Source organism: Pantoea sp. X-Soil-TKNS-1280, from assembly GCF_059730475.1.
Window position 1 is genome coordinate 680,008 of sequence record NZ_AP035962.1, and the last position, 23,314, is coordinate 703,321.

A 23,314-nucleotide genomic window follows, 5' to 3' on the forward strand; every position below is an offset into this window, starting at 1 on the left:
CTACGAGACTATTGTCTCCACCGGAGATGGTTTGATTAGGGTAATGATATGAAAGTGTTCGATTTATTTTGTGGTACTGGTGGGTTTTCTAAAGGGTTTGAAAATTCATGTAAGGCAGATTTTGAGGTGTCATTTGGCATAGATTTGTTGCAGACATCTATTTCCACATTCAAACTTAACCATCCTAAATCGCATGCAATTGCAGGTGACATTAGGAAAATATCTAAAAAAGACGTCTCAGAGTTGACAAGTGTTAAACAAGATGAATTAGATGTGTTAGTTGGAGGCCCGCCTTGCCAAGGTTTTTCTTCCATTAGACCGTTTCGTTCTTCGGAGGATGAAGATCCAAGAAATACATTATTTGAGGAATATGCTTCCTACGTTAATTTTTTTCGACCAAAAATTTTTGTATTGGAAAATGTTGTTGGTTTAGCTACTCACAAGTCAGGAAACACAATTGAGCAAATGCAAGAGTGTTTTCACTCTCTTGGTTATGACACTGATTGGAAGATTTTAAACGCAGCTCATTATGGAGTTCCCCAAAAAAGAGAGCGATTAATTATGTTGGGTGCTCAAAGAGGAATTAAATTAGAGTTCCCCGAACCTACTCATTATTATTTTGGATCAACTATTGGTCATAAGAATAAAAATAGAACGACAATTCTAAATGAAGGGAGTGGATTACCTCTTGCTATATCTACAATGGAAGCTATTGGTGATTTGCCTCCAATAGGATCAGGAGAGGAAAGTCTTGTTTACACTATTGAACCAACAAATAATTATCAATTAGAGCGAAGGAAAGGAGCGGATAAATTAGAGCTTCATCATGCAACAAAACATTCTCCAAAAATGATGGAGATAATAAAACATTCAGGGAAAAATATTAGCTGCATACCAAAGGAACTTATTACGAGTGGTTTCAGTAGTTGCTATAGTAGACTGGACAAAGATGAGCCAGCAGTAACTATTACTGTGAATTTTGTACATCCGGCATCAAATCGTTGTATCCATCCTATCCTGCATCGAGCATTAACGCCTCGTGAAGGGGCAAGACTTCAATCATTTGACGATGATTTTAAATTTTTCGGCAATCGCTCTGAAATAACAAAGCAAATAGGTAATGCTGTCCCCCCACTATTGGGGAAGGCTATTGCTGATAAAATAAAAAATTACCTCTGATTTATATTTTGGCTTGGGAGCTTATTTCAAGCCAAATAATTATAACTATTGTGATGTGTGAGGGGCGAGATTTTTGTGTTCAGTAAGTGACATTTTTTGGTTTGGTTTATTTTTTCCTTCGCATGCTATAAGTTCTAATTGTTTAGATGAGAGGTGTTTATATAGGATCCTTATTTTTATGTCCTGAGTGGTCACTTTGTATGGAAATATTTATGGGGGTGTTATATCGAAGATTAATATATTTCATCGAGGTTTAATTTTCTCATTATAATTAAATTTGGATGTAAGTTTATGAAATGAAGTAAATTCCTTAAACACAATGCCATGTATTCGCAAGAATACTGCTGCTTTACATCATAACAACCGATACCCTAAGCAGAAATCACAACTCTGGATGCTCCAATATTTAGAAGTGCTGGCTCACTTAGAGAAGGGTTAGGCGGACAGCCCCAGCCATCGCGGAAAATCAACCATTATTCCAAAATATCTTCGCATCAGGGACATCGAGCCTATTCTGGTTCTTGGTCGCTTGGTTCATCAGACTGGCTGCAAAACCTTTACCATTCGGTCTTAAAAGGACTACCTTTTGAGTCTTCTCTTTGCAGAGCAGGGGCACAGTCGCGGGGTATAAGCCCTTTCTCTGGGAACGCCTATTAATGTGCAATACGAATCATTTTCGCGAATTCACATCTGTACACTATTGGTGATTATCGCTTTTGCTGATAAACGGAAGCCAGCCTTACTTAGCAGCTATATACAGGACACATCACTCGGCCACATCATCCTCTCCCCGCGTTTTGCCATGATCTGGTATGGCACAACCCATAATTTCAAAGTGCCCGAGAACGAAAAGTGCTGCGGTATCGGTTGGCTAAAGTCATCATGCGCAGGGTAGATCAGATACATTTCACCGGCCCCATTAAGATACTTTTGGCCGTAGGCAAACATTTGATAGAAGTCGGATTGTGCTAGCCCGTACAGTGATTTTTTTTGATCGTTGCTGTTCACCAGCTTCCATTTCGTATCCATCACCATTTTGGTTTGAACCGGTTGACGTGACTGAATCAACAAGTCTGGGCGAAGCTTAAAGCAATCTTGAAGTCCATGTTTAACAAGGGAATAAGTGGAAACCTGTGGTTGAACTTTAAGGTGAGGGGGAAGCTCGTGGGGGAGGGTTTGTGCAACAAAGGATTCAAACACCGCTTCCATAGGGAACAAGAGGGATATCGCTTTGGTATTTCCCTGCAAGGCACTCGGGCTCATTCCTCTCAAGATCAATTGCGCCCACGCCATTGGCTCGTTGTAATGAGCCATACCACGCTCGAGGCGTAAGCTGTTTATATCACTTTCAATATCCCGGCTAAGTGGGATACCGTCAAACGCAAAGCGCAGTTCGTAAAGCCAGCGTTGATTCTCTGATGACAGCTGCAGGCTAAGTAACTTATCCAGTGCGGAGTGTAGGAGCCGATTGGCTGCACAATTAGGCATATAGTCATCATAATCGACACAAAACTTATGGCGATTCACCGCGTTATGTCGCAGCTGAGCAGAAAGCATCAGCTTGCCCTTCATAAAAGACAGATTGCCTTGCTCGCTCACATAGTCGGAGCGTAGACCTTGTTTAAGCAATTGGCTGACGCTAAGCAAAAACTGACTGATAAAAATCTCAAGTAAAGGCATGCGCTGAGCCTGCAGAGTTGCCTGTTGGGTTTGAATATGCCGAAACCCAGGCAGATGGCTTAACATCGTCAACAATGTTTCTCGCGCACTCGCAGTCGTGAGGTTTTTACCAACCTTGGGCAGTATCTCAAGCTGGAAACCGTGAGGTGTAGAAAGCATCCCCGCGTAGTTTTGCACCTGAAGCAATTTGAAACCTGAGCGAGAGGTGAGTTTGAGAAACTGACTCCCTTGAATACTTGCCAGGCTAAGTGCTTCTAAATAATTAAAGACCTGTTGAGGCACCAGCTTTGCAACAACTGAAGCCGCTTTTCCACTCCCCAGCAGGTCATATTCAAAAACTGAGATAACTTCACCCATGGTTTACAGCCTGCTCATCAGCAGTGGTCTGCTGGGGCTGATAAATTGAACGATAAGCCTGTGGCATATTCCAGATCTCTTGATCAAATGCTTCGAGCTCGTAAGCTGTCGATTGCTGATCATGGCGTCGTAAACCATTGTTGTTACCAAAAAGCGTATCGAGATCGTCGGTTTTCTCAATCACGAATTGCAGGCTGTCGTCTTGTTTCTGGTTGTCTGCCAGCACCAACCTGATCTTGTTCCAGTCGTCGAAAAAGTATTCCTGTAAAAGCGGAATGATCTTTTTCTGGAATGCGATCTTCAATTGTTTAAACGCAGTTTCTTCATCACCGGCATCGAGTGCATTTTTTACCGGCATAAAGAACGCATGCCCCAGCGTATGTTCTCGATCGCAAAGCGCTTCGATGCGGCTATTGAGTTTCTCTAACAACGGCTCGAGTTCTATGCCTTTCACCTTGGTTCCACTCAGTAGAGAGAGATCAGGCATCATCTCGACAAAGTCAAAGCGACGGCGCAAAGCCGTGTCCATAAGAGCTAAAGAACGGTCCGCAGTATTCATGGCTCCGATGATGTCGACATTGGCGGGTACGCTGAAGTGATCACCGCTATAAGACAGTTGCAGGCTCATTGCATTGGACATACCCGCACGCTTGTCTACTTCAATGAGTGAGATCAGTTCACCAAAGATCTTGGATATGTTGCCGCGATTGATCTCATCAATGAAAATGGCGTAGCGATGTGCTGGATCGGCATTGGCACGCTGACACAGGCGCATAAATATACCCGGCTCAATAGGGTAAGAGATATTGCCACTTTCGTCTGAGCGAGCGCGGATACCTTCAATAAATTCTTCATAGCCGTAAGATTGGTGGAACGTAACCACCGCAAAACGCTGGATGGCTTCGGCAGGTTTAGGTCCTTGCTTTAACTCTGCATAAAGAGATAGCAGCTCATCCACTTGCTCTAACTGGGATTCAACCAGGAACCATTCACTATCGGCTGTTTTGTCGAAGATCGCTGGTTCACGACGGCCTTTGTAAGCAACTGTAGTTGATCTTGGTATGGTGAAGGATTGCAACGTTGCCCATGCCGTTTGTGAAAAGTTACTACTACGGCCGTTCAGTAGCGCTTTACGTTGAAACCACTGATGTTCTGTCATTTGGCGAACTTTGGCTCGTTTCCCAAGATCGAGCAATACCAGGGTTATGACCTGCATCCAGTTCAACGATTCAAGGCGAGAATCCAGCCAGGCATCACGATCGGCTGGCACAGCATGAGAGGTGTACTCTTTCATCTTTTGCTGCAAAGTGAAGGTCTTGCCAGTGCCTGGGGGGCCAAAGAAGATCACATTAGTTGGTGAATGTTGTAGGGTATTAATTTCGGTGAGTTCACTACTGGCTGTTGATATTGTATCGGACACTTTCTCCTGCTTTTGTTCGTTATCGCGTTGACGGAGCAATTCATAGAGATCCCAGATAGCCATATTTACGTAATATGGATCTGCATTCGGGGATTTAGAGTGTATGGCTTGCTTCAATTCATGGTTTTTCTGCAGCCAACTTCCATTCAGTTCCAGACCGAGGCTGAACTTCTTATTTAAGAAATCTGCCACTTTTGTAAACGCATTCTCATCCACGGCACTGGTGCAGGTCTCTGGCAAAAAAGCGGCAAAAACGCGGTTTCTCAAACTCCAATACATACGCTTAAGTAGCCCGGTTTCTTTGGCCTTCTGCAGAGCAGTGCCTACGTATTGGTAGGTTGCTTCATCTGGTAGCTGACGAACGCGTTCGGTTAGTTCTCTAAGCAGCGGCAGACTTTGCTGATACTCCGCCAATGAAGGGACACCCTGACGAATGCTGGCAATGCCGTTATCACGTTCGTACCAAAGTCGTTTGAGCAAATCTTCAGATCCAGGAGCCGTGAATGTTGGGACTTGCTGTAGCAGCCCCGTAAATTCACGGTATCGCTGATTCCACCTGGAAGGTTCATAATTTTCATCTTCTGCCAGGGTATCAATCAATTCACTGAGCGTCAGCTTGCCTGCTTCGACACTATCTACAAGATCCATCGTGAGTTTCCTTTACTGTGATATTACTTACTAGATAGCTAGTGTGCTGTTTGAAAACTTATCTTACCAAGCATGAGTTTGTAGCCAAGCGCAATTAGTAAGATTTTCAATGCAAAGTACAGTTTTTTCATGTTATTGAATTTATTGCTCTCAAACGAGTTTTTGGCACCTTCACTTTGAGTCGTGATTATCGAGTTACTTTGTTGTGCTGAAGTGCTGTTGGTATCAATAGAGTATGAGATGTGCGGATACTAGTGCAGGGCATGCTCCCTTCCTGGGTCAGCAAGGTGCGATGGCTTTGAGTTGGAAGAGGAGAGTACGGGAAGTTGTGTTCGCACCTGTAGAAAAGACCTGAACAATTTAGTCAGAAAGCGGGAAATTACGCTGTGCGCTGGTGCCGTGTAGCAACGCATAACTCATCAGAATAGCTTGCCCAGCAGCTTAATAAAGAAAAATACATCGCTAAAACTGCTGATGCCTCTGAATAAACAGGCTACAAATATGTTCGCTTTGAAGCAGTTCTTCATGCCCGATTTGTCCCCAACTCGATTGCGGTAGAGTCCCAATAAATGACGGGCCTCCACCTGCGCGTGCCGGTACAAAAACACCTTTATTTTTTTGTTTTGTTCCTGTTTCGCTAGCTGGATAATTTCCGCGATCACTTCAACATAGCTTATAGCACGAACACCGTAGTAATCCGGCCGATGCGTGATAGAGGTCTTATTGCTGATATAGATATAGTCCTTAACATCCAATGCGCAGAACTGGCCATTGCTCGCCAGTGATCACTTCGATTCTTTGCACAGGGCACTCCTTAAACATAGCTCTATGACTATGTCTTACTGGTGAGATGTTCGATTTAAACGGGGGCTATTACATTACATATCTTGTTCCTAAAAAGATAAGGCAATTTCTGAACTAAACAGGCTGAGGAAAGTATTTGTCCTTTTCTGATAGATATTAAATGAATAGTTTAAGTGTTATTCCTGTAGGTCCATACTGACATGGGCGTTGAGTTACGAAAGCAAACCAGTATGTGAATTTCCTGATTTGTGATCTGAGAAGGTGAAAATTCGGAAAGATATAAGGTACTGTGTCTCTCAAATCAGCAGCGGATGCCTGATGGAACAGAGTGTTTTTTACTATAAATAGTAATTAATATTATCAAGTGAAGTTAATCAAGTGTATTAGTACTCTTCGTGTTTTAACTTAAAAGGATGTGAGTTATGAGTAACAGGCGAGAGATTCAGGATGGTTCGCAGTTTGATCGGCTTACGAGTGGCATTGTCTATACTGATGTCTTAGGGTGGATTGATATGGGACACGCTCGTGGTGATGATATTGCACTCCTCAAAAATCAGTTTTTGGCTGGTGAGAGTAGTCGTAAAGATTATTATGAAGTAATCTATCGTCAGGATATGCATATTTCCAGGTTTGGAAATAAATTTGGAGTAGGGAAGTTTTCTAAATGGGAAATCAAGCGTGGTTGTAGTGGTGATGATATTAACCGTATCATGCTGGCAATGATGATGAATACGGCAAACCAATTTGAGAGATTTCAAAGTTTACGTGCATTCTCATGGTTTTCAGATAGTGGTTTTAGTGGAGAGGACCTCGTTTCAGACCTATTCGGATTTTATCGATTTATGATTCCTGGGAAATATAGTCATCAGGTTAATGCTGTAAGCTATGATGCTGCGATTCGGCGATGGGATTATTATGGACCAATCGGTTCTTATAAAAACTATGGATTTCGACCTATGATTTTCCCTGATCCAGATGAACCTTGTATAAAATATCAGCCCTATAAAGTTGAACTCCCTCCATTCATGACATGGATGCGGCCGTGGGAAGATTTTTCTTCTGGAATTGTCAAGGTTACAACAAACAATGGCACATCATTGAAATATGGTGGAATCATATAATGATGGTTAAAATTGTTAAGTGGGTGAGTCTTTCATTTGTAATTGCTATCATTTTGTGTTTTTTTATCTTTTATTTCTTTTTGTCTGGTGTTAATAAAAAAATAATTTATACTGAAAGTGAGTTTTTTAATTATTATCGTCTGACTGACAAGAGCATTCAGCAAGTTCCTCGAATATCAAAAGAGTATTATTTTGTATCTGAACCTGGAGATGGGTATGCACCATCCAATACGGTTGTATTTGAAGGTGTCTCTGATGTTTCCCCGTTAAAGTCGTACTTAAAGAATTTAGGTTACACCAAAGAGAATAGAAGGTTAGGTGAAAATGAAATATGGTCGAAACAAGGGCAGGTAAACGGTGATGTTTTTTATCTGTATTTTAACAGGTTGACAGGTGAAGCTACGCTATCAAAAGTGATGAATAACTGATTATAGTATTCGGAATGCATCATCTTCGAGTTTGTGAGCGGGTTTACGTTAAGAGGGACATGGCAATTGTAAGGTTAAATCATCATCTGAGTTCTTTTTCTATATTTGTATTGATCTATCTTGCATGCCTTGCCATTGTTTTCTTTGTTCATCCAGTGTGGGGTGTAATTGAGGAATTATCTTACAGGCTTGATGATGTTCTGAATACTACGGATTTGGCATTAGCTGATGGAGAACTCGATCCGGCTGGACTGTGGGTAATATTTGGAGTCCCTCTGATTGTTGCGGCGTTAATTTTTGCTCTAATCAGAAGAATTGCTCATCATCGATAAGCCTTGCCTGTCACGCTGATTATCTGGTCATGTTCATGATAACCAGCACCTAAAATATACATTCTTGCACCAGGTGATTATTAATCTGATTATGCGATATGTCACAATGTTATCATTAGTCGGAAATACTCGGCAGGCAGCATTTTCTCAGGCCTGCTCGGAAGTTTATTTTGACACTAAACCATCAGGGATAATCATATTCGGAAAGGTATTAGAAGCAGCTTTTCATATTGATAATGACAGATATCTTATCTTTACCACTGATGATGTTTTGTTTGAGGAATCGCTGACTATTACCCTGTTAAGTTCCAATAAGGGCGTTGTTGAAGTTGTCCACCTTAGCGGTGAATACGCCTCGGGCACATTTGAAAATGTCTCCACAGATAAAGAGATTGTTCATTTTCAGTTCATAGATGATGTCAGATGGACAATAAAAATTTCCAGGTCACCTCATTTTCGCATTCCTTTCATGTCTGAACCGCGTGGCGTGAAACGTTCTCCTGGATTAAAAAAATATATGACTTTTTCGACAGGCCGAGTATCCGAAAGTATTAAATGAAAAACGAGAACACGTGTTAACGCGAAGCCGGATGTTGGTTTCGGTGCTGTTATATGGAACCGAACCGGCTACTGCTAAAATCTCTGATGAAACGCCCGCACAGCTGTTCGTGATATCATTTAACTCCGTGGGTAAGGCTTAGATTAACTAATCTTTGGTATAGATGTGGCTCAGGCAGGATTTTAGGATATGAAATCCTTAACAAAATGGAGTTTCTGCAATGGATACGACAGAACAGCTAAACGGAACGTATTTTTACACTGGTAGGATGAATATAAGCGCCAGTGAATTGCTGTTTATGATTTTCTGTGAACAGGTGGCTGATCAGCTTGGAGTTGATGATTTCGGGGCCATAGTGGCCATTGTTGCAGGGCTGAACATTGCATCAACAAGAGGGAAGTTTGCTGGAGCTACGCCCGGAACGTCCTATGCTTCCAAAGCTGCACGTAAAGTCTTTGGCAATGCTAAGTTTCCGTGGGGAAAAGAGTTACCTTCCTTAGTCGGTGGGTATCCTCCACACAAGCTGAAGATTCTTATGACTCACAAAGTCAGTACATTTGTTGGCAGGTCCATTCCTGTTGTTGGTTGGGTTATCCTTTCATATGATTTGTTCCAGATAACTTCCCACACAATGCAAAAATACAATTCCATCGCGAGAGGGAATGACAAGATATGGTAACGGAAAGCGACGTTCTAGAATTTTTCAGAGGTGAGCTATCGATCCCGTTTTCCTTAACAAGCGGAAGAATTCATCTTGAAATGGATACTGTCTTGCAGGATTACTCTGAGTCAGACGAACTTCCCTACGTCATTGAGGATTACAGCAACAAATTCAGTATTGATATTTCGTCTATGAATATCGAAGCATATTATCCATTTGTCGAGGTATCCTTATTCAAAAGGTTATTCAAAAGAAGCCAGATTGAAGCTGAGATGATGCATATCAGAAAACCCCTCACTGTCAGAATGTTTGCCGAGTCGGCAAAAGCAGGTCGCTGGTTGTTCGATTAATCGTGGCTGTTGAAAATTCTGCTACGGTGCCAGAATACTCCCCATCATCCCCAGCCATCAACCCAGGCAAAACCGTGACAACTCGCTCCCTCATTCTCGACTGGCGGATTCCCGTCGCAGGATTATTAATCCTGACGTTACTGGCTATCGGCACCACGATGTACACCCATTGGGGTGCATTTCTCCAGTGGAGCCTTGCCACGCAAATCTCCCTGCACCGCAGGCTGGTAACGTATCTGCTGCAACTCAACGGCCACGATTACAATGGCGGAGTCTGGCTGCTGGGCGGGGCGTTTATTTACGGCGTGCTGCATGCCGTGGGGCCAGGGCACGGAAAATTTATTATCACCACTTACCTCAGCACCAATAAAGAAAGCCTGCTTGCGGCGCGCGTGGTGCCGTTTCTCGGCAGCCTGATGCAGGGGGTCAGTGCCATCCTGTTTGTGTATATCCTGGCGGTGGGTTTCAACCTGGCAGCGGGAGATCTCAGCACCAGCCGCTGGTATGTGGAAAAAGTCAGTGCACTGCTGATTGGGGTTTTCGGCCTGTTCGTGATTTATCAGACGCTTAAGGCGCTACGCCCCCGGAAAATCGTCATTAATACGCTGAAGCCGCTGCATCAACACACTGAACACTGTGGTTGTAGGCAGCACGGGGTAGGCGCAGACCTGAGCCATGCCGACTGGAAAACCCGGTTGGGGGTAGTGCTGACGATTGGTGCCAGGCCATGCAGCGGCGCGATCATGATTTTGCTGTTTGCCAATACGCTGGGGATAGTCAGCTGGGGCATTGCGGCGGTGATGACTATGTCCCTGGGCACCGCATTATCCATTTTGTCATTGTCGCTGGCGGTACGTTACGCGCGTAACCGCACCGTTATGTTCTTCAGCCGGGACAATGAAAATCTCAGCTGGATGGTCCCAGCGGCCAAAATCGTGGGAGGCCTGATTATCATCCTCTTTGCCACGGTTTTATTTCTTACTGTGGTTCCCATCAGCCCAAACGGGGATTACATCGCCGCCGGGTGCTGACCAATACATCCCCCAACTCCGCAAGATCCGTCAGGCCAGGCGCTTCCCCGTTCAGGCATAGTCACCGGCAAGGAGAATGCCATGTCAGCCAATAAACCGGATGCTTACCGCCAGCGCTTCAATAAGGTGTTCGATTATATCGATCAACACCTGGATGATGCGCTGTTGCTGGAACAACTGAGCGAAGTTGCCCATTTTTCGCCGTACCATTTTCACCGCCAGTTTACTGGCTACTGTGGTATGACACCGGGGCGCTATATCCAGTTGATGCGTCTGAAACGCGCGTCATATCGGCTGGCATTTAATTCTGCCGAGAAAATTATCGACATTGCACTGGATGCGGGATTTCAGCACGCCGAGTCGTTCAGCCGGGCTTTCAAACAGGTGTTTGCCATGACGCCGAGCGAATTCCGTCAGCAGCCCGCTTGGGTGAGATGGCATCAGTGCATGCCGCCGCTACAGCCAAAACGGAGAGAGAGCATGCCCGTCACAATCATAGATTTTCCCGCCACCCCGGTGGCGATGTTGTCGCATTTCGGTCAGCCAGAGCGAATTATGGAGACCGCTGCGCGTTTTATCGCATGGCGTAAAACTACGGGGTTATCCCCCATCGTCAGCAGCCAGACTTTTGGCATTGCGCCCCATGATCCCGCCACCACACCGCCGGAAACCTTCCGCTTTGATATCTGTGGATCGGTAAACTCACCGATCCCGGAAGACAATTCCTTCGGTGTGGTGAATGGGGTGATTCCCGCCGGGCGCTGTGCGCGGTTGCGCCATCTGGGTTCACACGATGCATTAGCAGAAAGTGCATGGACGCTCTATCGGGACTGGCTACCCGCCAGTGGCGAAGAGTTGCGTGATTTCCCGCTGTTCTTCCACTACCAGAATTTTATCCATGACGTCCCTGAGCACCAGCTCATCACTGACATCTATCTGCCATTGAAATGATAGAAACTCCCCGGCGGCGTGTGCTGTCGGGAGTTTATCGACACGTCCCGCCCATATCGTGGCAGAATAGCCGCCCGACTCATCGGAAATCGCAAGGGGAAAGACGCTATGTCAGATGACATCGAACAGCGCATCTATGAGCTTGTCCGCCGCTACGATGGCGTATATTTGTTTAAGCAAAGAACGCTGACACCGCAGATTGATATTGATAGCGATCTAAACTTTGAGGACGCCGAAGCGGCGGCATTAATGGAAGAGTTTTTTGCCGAATTCAACGTGACGCGTGGCACCTTCGCTATCGAAACCTATTACCCGCCTGAGCCATCCCTGAGCGAAATTCTGAATCCTTTTAATAAGCGAGCCGTGCCGGTAGTGCCGGATTTCACGCTGGGTATGTTGATTGAATCGGCAAAGGCCGGAAGCTGGCTATATGAATAACCTGGTCCGTTAGCGCTCCCGGTGCACCCCAAACCCGGTTTCGCCCGGTGCAATCTCCTCCTTCAGCGTCAGCGCCGGAATGAAATAGTCACCGTGGTTCTGCCGCCGGAAAGGAATGGGTTCACACGTCTCCAGGGTATCCAGCCTTGTAGCCAGCGTATCGCACCAGCTACTGAAGCGAGTCTCCGCTGATTTCTGCACCTGATAAAACACCACGGGCGGCAGGACGCTAAAACCGGGATAGAACAGCATACCGTGCTGAATGGGGAACAACAGATCCTCAATCGGGCCATTGATCCCGCGCGGGCTGTAGTGAGACTCCCAGCCGCCGGTGGTCACCACCAGCATCGCCCGTTTGCCCGCCAGCATGCCTTCACCGTAGCGGTCGCCCCAGTGGTTTTCGCTGTGTTCTCCCACGCCATAGGCAAAGCCGCAGGCGTACACCCTTTCAAACCAGCCTTTCATGATGGCGGGCATCGAGAACCACCACAGCGGGAACTGGAATATCACCGCATCAGCCCAGCGTAGTTTTTCCTGCTCGGCGCTGATATCCGCCACTTGCAGCTGATGCTCAAAGGCGAAGCGCGGGTCCTCAGATGCCTGAAAATACGCCCCCACCAGCGGGGCGAGGGTGTCGGCAGCATCCAGCTGCGCTTTCCAGTTCATGGCATACAGATCGGAAACCTGTACCTGATGTCCGGTTTGTTGCAGGTGCTGCACACTAAAATCTTTTAACGATCCATTCAGCGAATGGGCTTCCGGATGGGCATAGACAATCAATATATTCATGGCGTAATCCTGTTGGAAGAAATCAGGTGCAGGGTACGGCAGGGTTTTCTATAGTAGAAATCAATTGCTGATATCTCAGGTATAGACAGAGTGAATATCGGAAATCTGGACCTGAATTTGCTGCTGACGCTGGATGTGTTACTGGCGGAGCTAAACGTGACGCGCGCCGCGCAACGTCTTAACCTGACTCAACCTTCGGTCAGCGCTCAGCTGGCACGATTACGCGGCATCTTTGATGACCCGCTCCTGTTGCCGGGGCCGCGTGGTATGTTGCCGACGGCTCGGGCCGAAGCGCTGCGCGAACCGCTACGGCTGGCGCTGGAATCGTTGCAACGGGCGGTTGCACCGCCGGATGATTTTGATCCGGCAAAGGCGAGTCTTACCTGGCGTATTGCCGCCACCGATTATATGTCCTCAGCCATTATGTTGCCGACCATCAATAGGTTACGATCCTCTGCCCCGGATTGCCGCGTGGCCGTGTTCGGCCTCAACCCGCCCATGGTGGCTCAGCAGCTGGAGAAGGGCGAGTTGGATCTGATTTTCCATACCGGTGACCACGCCCCTGAGACGCTGCATCAGCGAAAATTGTTTAGCGAGCGCTATATGCTGGCCGGGCGCAGGGGGCATCCTCGGTTGCAGCCAGGGCTGACGATTGATGAATTTTGTCAGCTGGAACATCTGATTGTCTCGCCGGATGGCGGCGGATTCAGTGCTGCGACAGACAGCGCACTGGCGAAGCTCGGACGCTCGCGTTCGGTGGTGCTGTCGGTGCCGCATTTCCTTTTTATGCTCGAGGTGCTGGCGAGCAGCGATTTAGTCGCAGTGCTTCCGGAACGGCTGGTGCGTTCATCCACGCGGTTACAGGTGATCGAGCCCCCGATTGAGGTACCAGGATTTGATATTTTGATGATGTGGCATGAACGCGTGCAACGCGATCCGGCGCATCAGTGGCTGAGGCAACAGATTCTGGCGGTGGTGTAGTGATGATTTCGCCAAAAATTCACTTCTCCCCGTCCGAAAAACTGCGCACACTAGCCACCTTTACCATTATGGAGAGATGGCATGACTTCCCGATACCTGCTGGCGCTCGCGCTGTTTGCCAGCATGGCTGCGCCGCTGTGGGCAGACGACAGCGGCGTTTCTTACAGTCATAAAGACTGGGAGCTGGCGTGCGACAACACGCTGACCTGCCGCGCGGCGGGCTATAGCACCGAGGAAGGTGCGGGTGGATCGGTATTGCTGACGCGTCAGGCGGGTCCGGGCACTGTGGTTAGCGGGGAAGTGGTGCTGGCCGATACCATGGATGAGGAGCCGAAGCCGGTGACGGCGCTGTCGCTGTGGATCGACGACACTGCTCTCGGTGAGCTGCAAAAGATCGATAACGACGAATGGCGCTTAACCGAAGCGCAGACGCAGGCCGTGATCACCGCCGTCAAAGGCAGTGGCACCGTCGAGTTTCGCGGCGGCGTCGAACCGTTTGAGCTATCTGGCAATGGCGCTTTTGCCACCCTGCTGAAAATGGATGATGCGCAGGGACGTATTGGTACACCCGGTGCGATGATCAGAAAAGGCGATAAGCCGGAGAGCAGCACGCTGGTGGCGGTGGCGGCTCCGGTGATTCAGCAGGTGAAAGTCATCAAAGCCCAGCCGCGCCCGTTGAGCGCACAGGAGCTGTCATCGGTGAAGCCGCAGCTCATCGCTTCGCTTACTGATGATGACAGCTGCGATAATCTTGAGCCGTCCGACGATCAGCCAGAAGCGGGTGCTGAGCCCATCACGCTGACGCCGGTCGATGGCTCACATGTCCTGATTTCTGCCCTGTGCTGGCGCGGTGCCTATAACGAAGGTTATGGCTACTGGCTGATGGATAAACGCCTGCAACAGAAACCCGAACTCATCACCGATTCCGCTTCAGACTACAGCGATGGGGTGATTTCGCTGGCACAAAAAGGGCGCGGTATCGGCGATTGCTGGAGTACGGCTGCCTGGGTGTGGGACGGTAAAGATTTCCAGCAAAGCAGTGAAGCCACCACAGGCATGTGTCGCGCTATTCGCGCGGGAGGCCCGTGGCAACTGCCGACGCTGGTGACCAACGTCAAACCTGCGCGATAAATCGCGCCGCTACACGATGTGTGATGATTAACGCCGTAATCCAATATCGCAATGGGCCGTAGCGGCGCAATTTATTGCGCACCTTAATAGTTGTTACTTCATGCAGCACTGCTTGTATTTTTTGCCGCTGCCGCACGGGCAGGGATCGTTACGGCCCACTTTCTCCCCGGCAAAATACGGCACCTGCGGCGCTGGCTCGGGTTGTGCAAGACGCTGTTCCTGCCAGTAATCATGCAGTTGCAACGCTGCCGGGAGAATCGCCTCGATGCTGGCCTCAAACTGTTCCGGTGAGAAGCCGTCGAGTTTGGCGAAATTCTCTTCGCTGCCATGCAAAGCGATGGCCTCCAGCGCGGGCTGCTGCGCTTGCGGCAGGGCTGACCAGTCATCCAGCGCGACGCCGCGCATATAACCAAAGCACCACTCTTCCACCACGGTGAATTCCTGGCCTTCCATCTCCCGCGTGCCGAACAACGGATCGAACTGGTCCGGGAATTCGCTTAAACGCTCGGCGATATCGTTCATATGCTGGAACGTCAGGGTCATAAAGCGATCCATTTCGCGCTCGCTGGACCACTTAGGAATGTATTTCTGACCACCCCACATCGCCACCAGCCATTCGCTCGGTTCGATGTCGTTCGGGCCGGAAAGTAGCGCTGTCAGCATGCCATCGAGTTCGGCGACATCCACCACGGAATGTTCATTGCCGTATTTCTCCAGCATTTCCTCCAGCCAGTTCAGTTCTTTCTCGGTTAACGGGCCCTGGTTCATACGGCATCTCCTGCGTCTGTGCTTATTGGCGGGCGCATTGCCCAACGTCGATAACGCGCGATTATAGCGGCAAGCATAGTGATTCAGCCATCAATTGCCACTTTATGACTATCCATTGCTGAACCTCTCCTAAAAATCATTTCCCATAACATATTGCTCAACATTATTGGCCCTGATTCGCGACCAATGTCAGCGTAAATACCGAAACTTGCTGCACAAAGGACGCAACTATCATGGGTATAAGCACCTTGCCAGTACTGGATTTGGCTCTGCTCGAATTACCAACCGCTGAACAGGCAGAACATCTGGCCGGGTTACGGGAAACCGCGCGTGATATCGGTTTTTTCTACCTTGTTAATCACGGCATTAATCCACAGCTACTGCAAAATGTGCAGAGCCTCACTCGCGCCTTTTTTGCCTTACCTGAGACGGAAAAACAGCGGGTGTCGATGATCCATTCGCCACATTTTCGCGGCTACAACCGGGCGGGCGTGGAATATACCCGTGATCAACGTGACCAGCGTGAACAGTTTGATATTGGCGCAGAGCGGGCAGCCCTCACGCTGCTGCCGGGGGACCCGGCATGGAAGCGCCTGCAGGGGCCAAATCTGTGGCCGGAGGCGCTGCCGCAGTTGCGTCCGGTGATTTATGCCTGGCAGCAGGCGATGACCGATGTGGCTCTGCGTTTGCTGCGTGCCTTCGCCAAATCGTTATCGCTGCCTGCCAATGCTTTTGATGCGCTGTACGGCACCTATCCCAATGAACACGTCAAGCTGATCCGCTACCCCGGCCAGGAGGCGGAGGCGAGCCAGCAGGGAGTGGGGGCGCATAAAGACTCCGGCTTTCTCACCTTTTTGTTGCAGGACGAACAGCCAGGGTTGCAGGTGGAAGTCACGCCCGGCAACTGGGTGGATGCGTTGCCGAAACCCGGTGCCTTTGTGGTGAACATTGGCGAATTGCTGGAACTGGCGACCAATGGCTATCTGCGCGCCACGGTACATCGTGTGGTGTCACCACCGCTGCGCAAGGAGCGTATCTCCGTGGCCTTTTTCCTCGGCGCGCAGCTGGATGCCCAGGTGCCACTTTATCAATTGCCTGCCTCACTGGCGGCGGAAGCACAGGGGCCGACCAGCGATCCGGCTAACCCGCTGATTCGCGAGGTGGGCTGGAATTACCTGAAAGGGCGTTTGCGATCGCATCGCGATGTCGCGCAGCGTTACTACGCCGACACTCTCAATACCGTTAAATCATAAGAACTAAGGAAAACATATGCATAAAAAGGTGATAGCTGGACTGGCGTTATTTTCGCTGATGACCACATGGGCCTCGGCTGCCGCATTACGCGTGGCAGCCGATCCGGTGCCACACAGCGAAATCCTTAACCAGATCAAACAGACGGATAAGCATCTCGATCTGAAGGTGATTGAACTGAACGGTAACCTCAATGCTAACGAACTGCTGGCGCGCGGCGATGTTGATGCCAATTACTTCCAGCACGTGCCTTACTTGCGTGATCAGGAAAAAGCGCTGGGCGAGAAGTTTGTGGTGGTTGCGACAGTACATATTGAGCCGCTGGGGATTTATTCGCACAAAATCAAATCGTTGAAGGATATCCCTGATGGCGCACAGGTTGCGGTGCCAAATAACGTCACCAATCTGAGCCGCGCGCTATACCTGTTGCAGGCGAATGGGGTGATTAAACTGAAGGGGAATGGCGATGCCAGTACGCTGGTGACGACCGCCGACATCAGCGACAATCCGCGTCATCTGAAGATTATTGAGATTGAAGCGCCACAGCTGCCGCGTGCGCTGGATGATGCCACGCTTGCGATCATCAACGGTAACTATGCTTTGCAGGCGGGGCTGGTGCCGTCGAAGGACGCGCTGGCGCTGGAACAGGCGAAGGGCAATCCCTATGCGAACGTATTGGTGACGACACCAAAACTGGCGCATGACCCGCGCATTCTGGAGCTGGCGAAAGATCTTGAGTCAAAACAAACGGCTGAATTTATCAACCAGCAGTACAAAGGGTCGGTGATTCCGGTACATCTTTAATTCCTGTCACCACCCGTATTCTGCGGGTGGTTCTGTGTTACCTTTCGCCAGATACATCAGCGATGATTTCCCTCAACCTGTTAATTTTACTTAAAAATACCTGTGATCTTCCCTTTTTATCTCTTTGATGGCTTTGTGATGAGGCTGTTCACGCTACTGGTGATGGCGGTGTTGCTCAGTGCCTGTGGCACTCTGTCGCAAACGTCTGCCCCGGTATCGCTCAGTGCCGACGCCAGACGCATTACGTTGCTTCAGCTGGTGACGCATAATGGTTGCTTGCAATTTTGCTTAGCGGAAAAGCGCGACGGCTGTTGTATGCTGTCGGGCGAAATTTGACGCGCAGGTTGCGGGGTGCACAACGCACCGGGGAACCTTCCGCGTTCTGCACTTGTCAGTACATTGAACCGGTAATAATCAACCAGAGTGGAAATCACCATGCGCAGGACTCACGCTGTACTTCTTTCTGCAGGACTTTTTCTGGGCTCGTTAACCCTGACGCCCGCCGCGCTGGCCGAAGGCGAGCAAACTGATAACGTACCCACGCCACCGCAGGTGGAACAAACCGCACCGGACGCGCAGGTCCAGACTCCGGTTACCGACGCTCCGGCGGCCGTTGCCCCAGCGCAGCCGCAGGACAATGCGGCACAACCCGCAGCACCGAATAATTACGATCTGACCACCATCGTCATCGACTATAAAGAATACAAAGTCGGCGATGTGGTGCCGGATCAGTATCGTGGTAAATCCTACATCATTGCTGAATGGCAGCCGCGTCATCTGCCGGCTCCGCAGGAAAATACCCATTGGGCGTATATCAACGCCAACTACATCCTGATTACCGACGATACTGGTAAAATCGTGATGGCAAAATCAGGTGATATCTTCTTCAAAGGCTAAGTAAGCGCGCTAACTGCGCCACTGCATTGCCAATCTGGCTGGTGCTGGTGTTGCCATATCCCAGCACCAGTCCCTGCTGTTTCTCCACCCCCAGATAAAACCCCGATAACGCACCCGGTGCATAACCCGTTTTTAGCAGTTGATCGACCAGCGTGATATCCGCGAGGGATGCTGGTAGCTGCATCACCAGATGCATCCCACATTCTCCACCGAGTAACGGCACCTGAGCGCCGAATTGTTGCATCAGGGCTGCACGAAGGGTGGCCTGGCGTTGGCGATACAGACGGCGCATTTTGCTCAGGTGACGGCTGAAATCGCCACTGCGCAGGAAGTGTGCCAGCGCCTGCTGCTCCGGACGGTTGCCGCCACGCAGCAGTTCATGCAGCGCCGGGCGTAAAGGGGGGACCAGCTGTGCGGGCAGCACCATAAAGCCCAGACGCAGGGCAGGGAACAGCGTTTTACTGAACGATCCCACGTAGATGACGGGTGTCTGCGGAGCCATACCCTGCATCGCTGCAATTGGTTCGCCGCTGTAACGAAAATCGCTGTCGTAGTCGTCCTCAATGATCCACGCCTGATGCTCGGTGGCGGCAGCCAGTAGCGCCAGACGGCGTGAGGCACTCATTACCACGCCGGTGGGATACTGGTGGGTCGGGGTGGTGTAGATCAGACGTGGCGGGCGCTGCTGCCAGTCCTCGGGGTGTGGTGCCAGCCCCTGGGCATCAACGGCGATCGGTTCGATGCGCATATCACCCGCACGCATGGCGGCTTTGGCCCCGCGATACCCCGGTTCTTCTACCCAGCCAGTCTCTCCCGGATTACTCAGCAACATTACGCACAATGACAGGGCCTGTTGTGCGCCTTCAGTGATAACAATTTGCTCGGGCGTGCAGCGTACACCCCGCGCCAGAGCAAGATGCTGTGCCAGCGCCTCACGTAATGTTCGCTCGCCAAGAGGATCACCATAGCCCATCAGCGCCTGCGGTTGATGCAGCATCACGCGATTAAAAGCCCGCCGCCACCGGGCCAGTGGGAAGTGTGATAACGCAGGGATACCGGGTCGCAGTGCCATCTCCTGGTTCAGCGTGCGGTGAGAGGAACGCAACTGTGTCACGCGTGAGGCCACCCTGATTTCTGCGGCGTTTGCCATGTCAGGGGAGGGCTGCGGTAACTGCGCGATGGGGCTGACACGGCTGCCCTGGCGATCGCTGGTGAGAAAACCTTCCGCCTGTAGCTGCGCCCAGACGGCAATGACCGTGTTACGCGAAACCTGTAGTTCCGCTGCCAGCTGACGCGTGGCGGGCAGGCGTGTCCCTGCCGGCAGCTTACCGGCCAGAATCGCCTGGCGGATGCGCTGAAAAAGCTGTTGTTGCAGGGTTAAGGCATCGTCGCAACGCAATGGGGCCAGGAGCAGGGTGCTGAGATCAAAGGTGTTCATGCTGCGCTCGCGTGGATCTATCAATAAGTCTGATTGTGGCGCTTTTTAACGAGCCAGCAAAGTGGCAATCTGCTGTTCACACCTCATCCAGCGACAGGGAAAATATCATGTCTCAAAACACCAATGCTTACGGACAACCGGTGGGTTTTGCGTTGCCAGACTGGCAGCCGCGCCCGTGGCCGGAATTTACGACTTTTACCGGTGACTATTGCCGTCTCGAACCGCTCAATGCGGAACGGCATGGCCAGGAGTTATATGCCGCCTATGCGCAAACCGGGGATGGTCGGGACTGGACTTATATGTTTGCAGAACCCTTCGCCACTGAAGAAGCTTATCTGGCTTATGCGCGTCAGATCGAGAATGGACGCGATCCGATGCATTTTGCAGTGATTGACCGGCAAACCAACCGTGCTGTGGGTACGCTGGCGCTAATGCGTATCGAACCCAATCATGGTGTGCTTGAAATCGGGCATGTGGCGTTTTCCCCCTTGCTGAAGCAAACACGTATGGCGACCGAAGCGCATTTTTTACTGATGCGTTATGCGTTTGAGCAACTGGGTTACCGCCGTTATGAGTGGAAATGTGATAGCTGTAATCAGCCTTCACGCAAGGCGGCGCTGCGGCTGGGCTTCCAGCCTGAAGGGATTTTTCGTCAGGCCATTGTCTACAAAGGCCGCAGCCGGGATACCTGCTGGTTTTCCATTATTGATAGTGAGTGGCCGCAGGTGAAACAGGGATTTGTACGCTGGCTGGCGGCGGAAAACTTTGCCCCTGAAGGTACGCAGCGCAACCGGCTGGAAGCGCTGCGTCAGGCTAGCTGATAAAGATATATTTGCTGGCGGCAAGCACCACGGCACAGGTGGCCGCCATCATCACCCGCTTCAGCCATTGCAGTTCTTTCTTCATACCGATGATGTCCAGATGTAAGGTATGAATCTGGGCATCCGTTTTTTCAAACCGTGCGTCAATTTTATCGAAGCGTTTATCGACCTGCTCGAAACGTTTATCGACCTGTTCGAAACGTTGATCAACCTGTATGAAACGTTTATCAACCTGATCGAAGCGTTCATTGACGTTTTTTTCAAACAGGTCAACGCGCTCTTCTAATCGGTCAACGCGTTGATTGAGGGTCTGCTGCCCCTGCACCACACCTTCCATCGCCTGGGCGAGGTCGGCCTTCGTCAGTGAATGTTCCTGCTGCATTTCGGCAAAGATCTCGACCAGCACTTCTGCCTGCCGTTCTTCCACGCCTGCCTGCTGCAGAGATTTGTATGCTTTATGGGTGTTCATCATCGCCAGTGTCATCCATGTTCTCCCTGATCCGTTTCCTAGTGCGGAGGAAACTAACCAGGTTGTGATAATTACGCTATGCAACGATGTTTATTTTGCGCGCTGTCTCGAAAAAAATCAATTAGTACAACGAGTAACGCGATATGAGGCAGGGTTAGCCTGCACCGAAGTGCAGGCGGGAAAGGATTAATTGTGTGCGTATTTGCCGCTGACGCTATTGCCGGATGACGGTGTTTCATCCTCTTCATCGGTGATGGCGGGAACTGACAGGCTGGCTTTCACTCCCCAGAAATAGCAAACCAGTGAGGCGACAATCACCAGAACCATATCCAGTGGCGCGCTAATTACCTCACTGCCACCGTAAGTACCCAGCATGGAAATCACCATCACTGCAATGTAATAGGCCAGCAGCCACCAGGCGCATTGTAAATCACGGCTGAACTGGCTGTTTTTCTTGCCAAAAATGGCGTAACCAATCCAGGCAATAATCAGTATCGGGATGAGGATTTCATTCACCGACCAACCGCTCCAGTAAATCAGCAAGGTACTGGCAACAAACGCCAGCGGGCTGAGAATGGCGGCGACCGGCAGGCGGAATGGGCGCTGCATATCTGGCAGATGATTACGGAAGGCGCCCAGCGTTACCGGACCGGGCATATAGGTGAACACGGTCGCCGAGGTCACTGCGCCAATCAGACCACCCCACACCTGGAACTCTGATGGCAGCGTCCAGACGATAGCCAGCAGCAGCGATAACCACAGCGCGCCACGCGGTACGCCGGATTTCGCATCCACTTCGCCAAACACCTTGAACAGATGGCCATTGCGCGCCCAGGCAAACAGCACGCGTGCGGCACCGGCCAGGTAGATGTTGCCGGTCCCGGCTGGTGAAATCACCGCATCAATCAGGATCAGGTTAATCAGCCAGGTCAGGCCAAGGCTGCGCGCCAGGTCAGCATAAGGAGACTGGAACACCTGCTTCAGGCCAGCCCAGCCATGTTGCGACAGTAAATCGGTGGGTACCGCACCCATAAAGGCGTATTGCAGTGCCAGATAAATCACGAAACTGACGGCAATCGCGATACCAATTGCCAGCGGTACGTTGCGCTGCGGGTTTTTGGCTTCACTGGCGAAATCCACCGCCTGGCGAAAACCGAGGTAGGCAAACACAATACCTGCGCCAGTCAGCGAGCTGAACACGCCATGCGCGCCACCTGGGGGAGCCGGTGGAACATCGAGGTTGGGTGCATGGAAATAAAGCAACAGCGTGCCGATGGTCAGCAGCGGCACGATGAATTTGAAAGTGGTCACAATGGTATTTACGCGACCAAAGAAGCTGACGCTCCAGTAGTTAAGCAGGAAAAATGCCACCAGCAGGCCAATCTGTACGGCAAAACCGAGTCCGGTTGGGCTGCCGTCAGCATGGCCAAGCGCGGGCCACCAGTAAATGGCGTATTGCCGAACCGCTTCCACTTCAACCCCGGCAGTACTGGTGTAGGCCAGCAGTGAGCTGACGCCAATAACAAAGCCGACGATGTTGCCATGGGAATAGTTGGGATAGCGTACAAAGCCACCCGCTCGCGGCAGGGCCGATGATAGCTCGGCGTAGACCAGGCCGATCATCAGCACAATGACCGCCCCTAACACCCATGCCCAACCGGTGTTACTGCCTGCATAACCGGAACTGTTTAGCGCCGCATACAACCAGCCGGATCCGATCATCGATCCAATGCCAAGTAACGACAGATCGACCAGCCCCAATTTCTGTTTCAGTCCACTTGACGCCATATAATGCCCCTGTGATGTGTTTATCTGAATGGATTTCAGTTTTGCTTATTAAATGTTGTGGCAGGGGGATAAAGCATATCGCGTGCCAAAATTATTTTATTAGCGTGATTGTTTTTTTATGAAATAAACGCGGGTGGCGAATGGCTGAATAATTGGCTTTTAGCTTGATGAATGATGCTAAATAAACTTTCTGACGCAGGATGATTTGCCTGAAATAG

The 23,314-nt window shown here is 50.0% G+C and carries 24 protein-coding genes; 17 read left to right on the forward strand and 7 right to left on the reverse strand.

Annotated elements, in window-relative coordinates:
• Window positions 1-48 precede the first annotated feature (48 nt).
• Complete coding sequence (locus AC6I8X_RS03080; RefSeq protein ID WP_497840543.1) at window positions 49-1,179, forward strand: DNA cytosine methyltransferase; 1,131 nt, start codon at window positions 49-51, stop codon at window positions 1,177-1,179.
• 750 nt (window positions 1,180-1,929) lie between these two features.
• On the opposite strand, the gene AC6I8X_RS03085 is transcribed toward AC6I8X_RS03080, so the two are convergent.
• Entirely contained in the window at window positions 1,930-3,216 is a 1,287-nt protein-coding gene (locus tag AC6I8X_RS03085) for an McrC family protein (protein WP_497840544.1), read from the reverse strand.
• Window positions 3,209-5,284 carry an McrB family protein gene (locus AC6I8X_RS03090; protein ID WP_497840545.1) on the reverse strand — a complete coding sequence of 692 codons (2,076 nt, stop codon included), beginning with the start codon at window positions 5,282-5,284 and terminating at the stop codon, window positions 3,209-3,211. Before AC6I8X_RS03090 ends, AC6I8X_RS03085 begins: the two co-directional genes overlap by 8 nt.
• A gap of 1,226 nt (window positions 5,285-6,510) precedes the next feature.
• Between AC6I8X_RS03090 and AC6I8X_RS03095 the strand changes: the two genes are divergently transcribed.
• From AC6I8X_RS03095 to AC6I8X_RS03135, 9 genes are all read left to right on the forward strand, one after another.
• Window positions 6,511-7,209: a hypothetical protein gene (locus AC6I8X_RS03095; RefSeq protein ID WP_497840546.1), complete on the forward strand. Its 699-nt coding sequence runs from the start codon at window positions 6,511-6,513 to the stop codon at window positions 7,207-7,209.
• Window positions 7,209-7,637 (forward strand): hypothetical protein, encoded by a 429-nt coding sequence (locus tag AC6I8X_RS03100; protein ID WP_497840547.1) that lies wholly within the window; start codon window positions 7,209-7,211, stop codon window positions 7,635-7,637. Before AC6I8X_RS03095 ends, AC6I8X_RS03100 begins: the two co-directional genes overlap by 1 nt.
• A gap of 59 nt (window positions 7,638-7,696) precedes the next feature.
• A complete protein-coding gene (locus AC6I8X_RS03105; RefSeq protein ID WP_497840548.1) occupies window positions 7,697-7,969 on the forward strand; it encodes a hypothetical protein in 273 nt (90 codons plus the stop codon).
• A gap of 106 nt (window positions 7,970-8,075) precedes the next feature.
• Complete coding sequence (locus AC6I8X_RS03110; protein WP_497840549.1) at window positions 8,076-8,528, forward strand: hypothetical protein; 453 nt, start codon at window positions 8,076-8,078, stop codon at window positions 8,526-8,528.
• Between the two features lie 220 nt (window positions 8,529-8,748).
• Window positions 8,749-9,207 carry an STM2901 family protein gene (locus tag AC6I8X_RS03115; protein WP_497840550.1) on the forward strand — a complete coding sequence of 153 codons (459 nt, stop codon included), beginning with the start codon at window positions 8,749-8,751 and terminating at the stop codon, window positions 9,205-9,207.
• On the forward strand, window positions 9,201-9,539 hold the full coding sequence (locus tag AC6I8X_RS03120; protein WP_497840551.1) for a DUF1493 family protein: 339 nt from the start codon (window positions 9,201-9,203) through the stop codon (window positions 9,537-9,539). The genes AC6I8X_RS03115 and AC6I8X_RS03120 overlap by 7 nt, the downstream gene beginning before the upstream one ends.
• Before the next feature lie 74 nt (window positions 9,540-9,613).
• Window positions 9,614-10,570, forward strand: a complete 957-nt coding sequence (locus tag AC6I8X_RS03125; protein WP_497840552.1) for a nickel/cobalt transporter — start codon at window positions 9,614-9,616, stop codon at window positions 10,568-10,570.
• An 81-nt stretch (window positions 10,571-10,651) separates the two neighbouring features.
• Window positions 10,652-11,521 (forward strand): AraC family transcriptional regulator, encoded by an 870-nt coding sequence (locus AC6I8X_RS03130; RefSeq protein ID WP_497840553.1) that lies wholly within the window; start codon window positions 10,652-10,654, stop codon window positions 11,519-11,521.
• Window positions 11,522-11,629: 108 nt separating this feature from the next.
• Window positions 11,630-11,959 (forward strand): DUF1493 family protein, encoded by a 330-nt coding sequence (locus tag AC6I8X_RS03135; protein WP_497840554.1) that lies wholly within the window; start codon window positions 11,630-11,632, stop codon window positions 11,957-11,959.
• 9 nt (window positions 11,960-11,968) lie between these two features.
• On the opposite strand, the gene AC6I8X_RS03140 is transcribed toward AC6I8X_RS03135, so the two are convergent.
• Window positions 11,969-12,748, reverse strand: a complete 780-nt coding sequence (locus AC6I8X_RS03140; RefSeq protein ID WP_497840555.1) for an NAD(P)H-dependent oxidoreductase — start codon at window positions 12,746-12,748, stop codon at window positions 11,969-11,971.
• Between the two features lie 90 nt (window positions 12,749-12,838).
• On the opposite strand from AC6I8X_RS03140, the gene AC6I8X_RS03145 reads away from it, so the two are divergent.
• Complete coding sequence (locus AC6I8X_RS03145; protein WP_497840556.1) at window positions 12,839-13,729, forward strand: LysR family transcriptional regulator; 891 nt, start codon at window positions 12,839-12,841, stop codon at window positions 13,727-13,729.
• Window positions 13,730-13,810: 81 nt separating this feature from the next.
• Window positions 13,811-14,860, forward strand: coding sequence for a DUF1176 domain-containing protein (locus AC6I8X_RS03150; RefSeq protein ID WP_497840557.1), 1,050 nt, complete (start codon window positions 13,811-13,813; stop codon window positions 14,858-14,860).
• Between the two features lie 93 nt (window positions 14,861-14,953).
• Here the strand turns inward: AC6I8X_RS03150 and AC6I8X_RS03155 are convergent, their stop codons facing one another.
• Window positions 14,954-15,628, reverse strand: coding sequence for a YecA/YgfB family protein (locus tag AC6I8X_RS03155; protein WP_497840558.1), 675 nt, complete (start codon window positions 15,626-15,628; stop codon window positions 14,954-14,956).
• Between the two features lie 233 nt (window positions 15,629-15,861).
• Here AC6I8X_RS03155 and AC6I8X_RS03160 point away from each other — a divergent pair, with 233 nt between their 5' ends.
• The 4 genes from AC6I8X_RS03160 to AC6I8X_RS03175 all read left to right on the forward strand — a co-directional run bounded on the left by AC6I8X_RS03160 (window position 15,862) and on the right by AC6I8X_RS03175 (window position 18,580).
• The gene (locus tag AC6I8X_RS03160; protein WP_497840559.1) at window positions 15,862-16,881 is read left to right on the forward strand and encodes an isopenicillin N synthase family dioxygenase; all 1,020 of its coding nucleotides are present in this window, start codon (window positions 15,862-15,864) and stop codon (window positions 16,879-16,881) included.
• Window positions 16,882-16,897: 16 nt separating this feature from the next.
• On the forward strand, window positions 16,898-17,683 hold the full coding sequence (locus AC6I8X_RS03165) for a MetQ/NlpA family ABC transporter substrate-binding protein (protein ID WP_313683367.1): 786 nt from the start codon (window positions 16,898-16,900) through the stop codon (window positions 17,681-17,683).
• Between the two features lie 138 nt (window positions 17,684-17,821).
• The gene (locus AC6I8X_RS03170) at window positions 17,822-18,019 is read left to right on the forward strand and encodes a hypothetical protein (protein ID WP_313683368.1); all 198 of its coding nucleotides are present in this window, start codon (window positions 17,822-17,824) and stop codon (window positions 18,017-18,019) included.
• Window positions 18,020-18,118: 99 nt separating this feature from the next.
• Entirely contained in the window at window positions 18,119-18,580 is a 462-nt protein-coding gene (locus AC6I8X_RS03175; RefSeq protein WP_084872405.1) for an RcnB family protein, read from the forward strand.
• On the opposite strand, the gene pdxR is transcribed toward AC6I8X_RS03175, so the two are convergent.
• A complete protein-coding gene (pdxR, locus tag AC6I8X_RS03180) occupies window positions 18,570-20,018 on the reverse strand; it encodes a MocR-like pyridoxine biosynthesis transcription factor PdxR (RefSeq protein WP_313683369.1) in 1,449 nt (482 codons plus the stop codon). The two genes, AC6I8X_RS03175 and pdxR, sit on opposite strands and share 11 nt — an antisense overlap.
• 107 nt (window positions 20,019-20,125) lie before the next feature.
• Here pdxR and AC6I8X_RS03185 point away from each other — a divergent pair, with 107 nt between their 5' ends.
• On the forward strand, window positions 20,126-20,839 hold the full coding sequence (locus tag AC6I8X_RS03185; protein ID WP_497840560.1) for a GNAT family N-acetyltransferase: 714 nt from the start codon (window positions 20,126-20,128) through the stop codon (window positions 20,837-20,839).
• Here the strand turns inward: AC6I8X_RS03185 and AC6I8X_RS03190 are convergent.
• Complete coding sequence (locus AC6I8X_RS03190) at window positions 20,832-21,323, reverse strand: hypothetical protein (RefSeq protein ID WP_497840561.1); 492 nt, start codon at window positions 21,321-21,323, stop codon at window positions 20,832-20,834. The genes AC6I8X_RS03185 and AC6I8X_RS03190 overlap by 8 nt on opposite strands.
• Window positions 21,324-21,494: 171 nt before the next feature.
• Window positions 21,495-23,096 carry an APC family permease gene (locus AC6I8X_RS03195; protein WP_313683372.1) on the reverse strand — a complete coding sequence of 534 codons (1,602 nt, stop codon included), beginning with the start codon at window positions 23,094-23,096 and terminating at the stop codon, window positions 21,495-21,497.
• Between the last annotated feature and the right edge of the window lie 218 nt (window positions 23,097-23,314).

What these genes read in the sequence shown, in the direction of transcription:
- AC6I8X_RS03150 (WP_497840557.1), top strand. Translation starts at nt 13,811, where the DNA reads ATGACTTCCCGATACCTGCTGGCGCTCGCGCTGTTTGCCAGCATGGCT.
- AC6I8X_RS03080 (WP_497840543.1), top strand. Translation starts at nt 49, where the DNA reads ATGAAAGTGTTCGATTTATTTTGTGGTACTGGTGGGTTTTCTAAAGGG.
- AC6I8X_RS03165 (WP_313683367.1), top strand. Translation starts at nt 16,898, where the DNA reads ATGCATAAAAAGGTGATAGCTGGACTGGCGTTATTTTCGCTGATGACC.
- AC6I8X_RS03090 (WP_497840545.1), bottom strand. Translation starts at nt 5,284, where the DNA reads ATGGATCTTGTAGATAGTGTCGAAGCAGGCAAGCTGACGCTCAGTGAA.
- AC6I8X_RS03175 (WP_084872405.1), top strand. Translation starts at nt 18,119, where the DNA reads ATGCGCAGGACTCACGCTGTACTTCTTTCTGCAGGACTTTTTCTGGGC.
- AC6I8X_RS03085 (WP_497840544.1), bottom strand. Translation starts at nt 3,216, where the DNA reads ATGGGTGAAGTTATCTCAGTTTTTGAATATGACCTGCTGGGGAGTGGA.
- AC6I8X_RS03195 (WP_313683372.1), bottom strand. Translation starts at nt 23,096, where the DNA reads ATGGCGTCAAGTGGACTGAAACAGAAATTGGGGCTGGTCGATCTGTCG.
- AC6I8X_RS03170 (WP_313683368.1), top strand. Translation starts at nt 17,822, where the DNA reads ATGAGGCTGTTCACGCTACTGGTGATGGCGGTGTTGCTCAGTGCCTGT.
- AC6I8X_RS03190 (WP_497840561.1), bottom strand. Translation starts at nt 21,323, where the DNA reads ATGACACTGGCGATGATGAACACCCATAAAGCATACAAATCTCTGCAG.
- AC6I8X_RS03130 (WP_497840553.1), top strand. Translation starts at nt 10,652, where the DNA reads ATGTCAGCCAATAAACCGGATGCTTACCGCCAGCGCTTCAATAAGGTG.
- AC6I8X_RS03095 (WP_497840546.1), top strand. Translation starts at nt 6,511, where the DNA reads ATGAGTAACAGGCGAGAGATTCAGGATGGTTCGCAGTTTGATCGGCTT.
- AC6I8X_RS03110 (WP_497840549.1), top strand. Translation starts at nt 8,076, where the DNA reads ATGTTATCATTAGTCGGAAATACTCGGCAGGCAGCATTTTCTCAGGCC.
- AC6I8X_RS03100 (WP_497840547.1), top strand. Translation starts at nt 7,209, where the DNA reads ATGATGGTTAAAATTGTTAAGTGGGTGAGTCTTTCATTTGTAATTGCT.
- AC6I8X_RS03120 (WP_497840551.1), top strand. Translation starts at nt 9,201, where the DNA reads ATGGTAACGGAAAGCGACGTTCTAGAATTTTTCAGAGGTGAGCTATCG.
- AC6I8X_RS03115 (WP_497840550.1), top strand. Translation starts at nt 8,749, where the DNA reads ATGGATACGACAGAACAGCTAAACGGAACGTATTTTTACACTGGTAGG.
- AC6I8X_RS03155 (WP_497840558.1), bottom strand. Translation starts at nt 15,628, where the DNA reads ATGAACCAGGGCCCGTTAACCGAGAAAGAACTGAACTGGCTGGAGGAA.
- AC6I8X_RS03105 (WP_497840548.1), top strand. Translation starts at nt 7,697, where the DNA reads ATGGCAATTGTAAGGTTAAATCATCATCTGAGTTCTTTTTCTATATTT.
- AC6I8X_RS03140 (WP_497840555.1), bottom strand. Translation starts at nt 12,748, where the DNA reads ATGAATATATTGATTGTCTATGCCCATCCGGAAGCCCATTCGCTGAAT.
- pdxR (WP_313683369.1), bottom strand. Translation starts at nt 20,018, where the DNA reads ATGAACACCTTTGATCTCAGCACCCTGCTCCTGGCCCCATTGCGTTGC.
- AC6I8X_RS03160 (WP_497840559.1), top strand. Translation starts at nt 15,862, where the DNA reads ATGGGTATAAGCACCTTGCCAGTACTGGATTTGGCTCTGCTCGAATTA.
- AC6I8X_RS03135 (WP_497840554.1), top strand. Translation starts at nt 11,630, where the DNA reads ATGTCAGATGACATCGAACAGCGCATCTATGAGCTTGTCCGCCGCTAC.
- AC6I8X_RS03185 (WP_497840560.1), top strand. Translation starts at nt 20,126, where the DNA reads ATGTCTCAAAACACCAATGCTTACGGACAACCGGTGGGTTTTGCGTTG.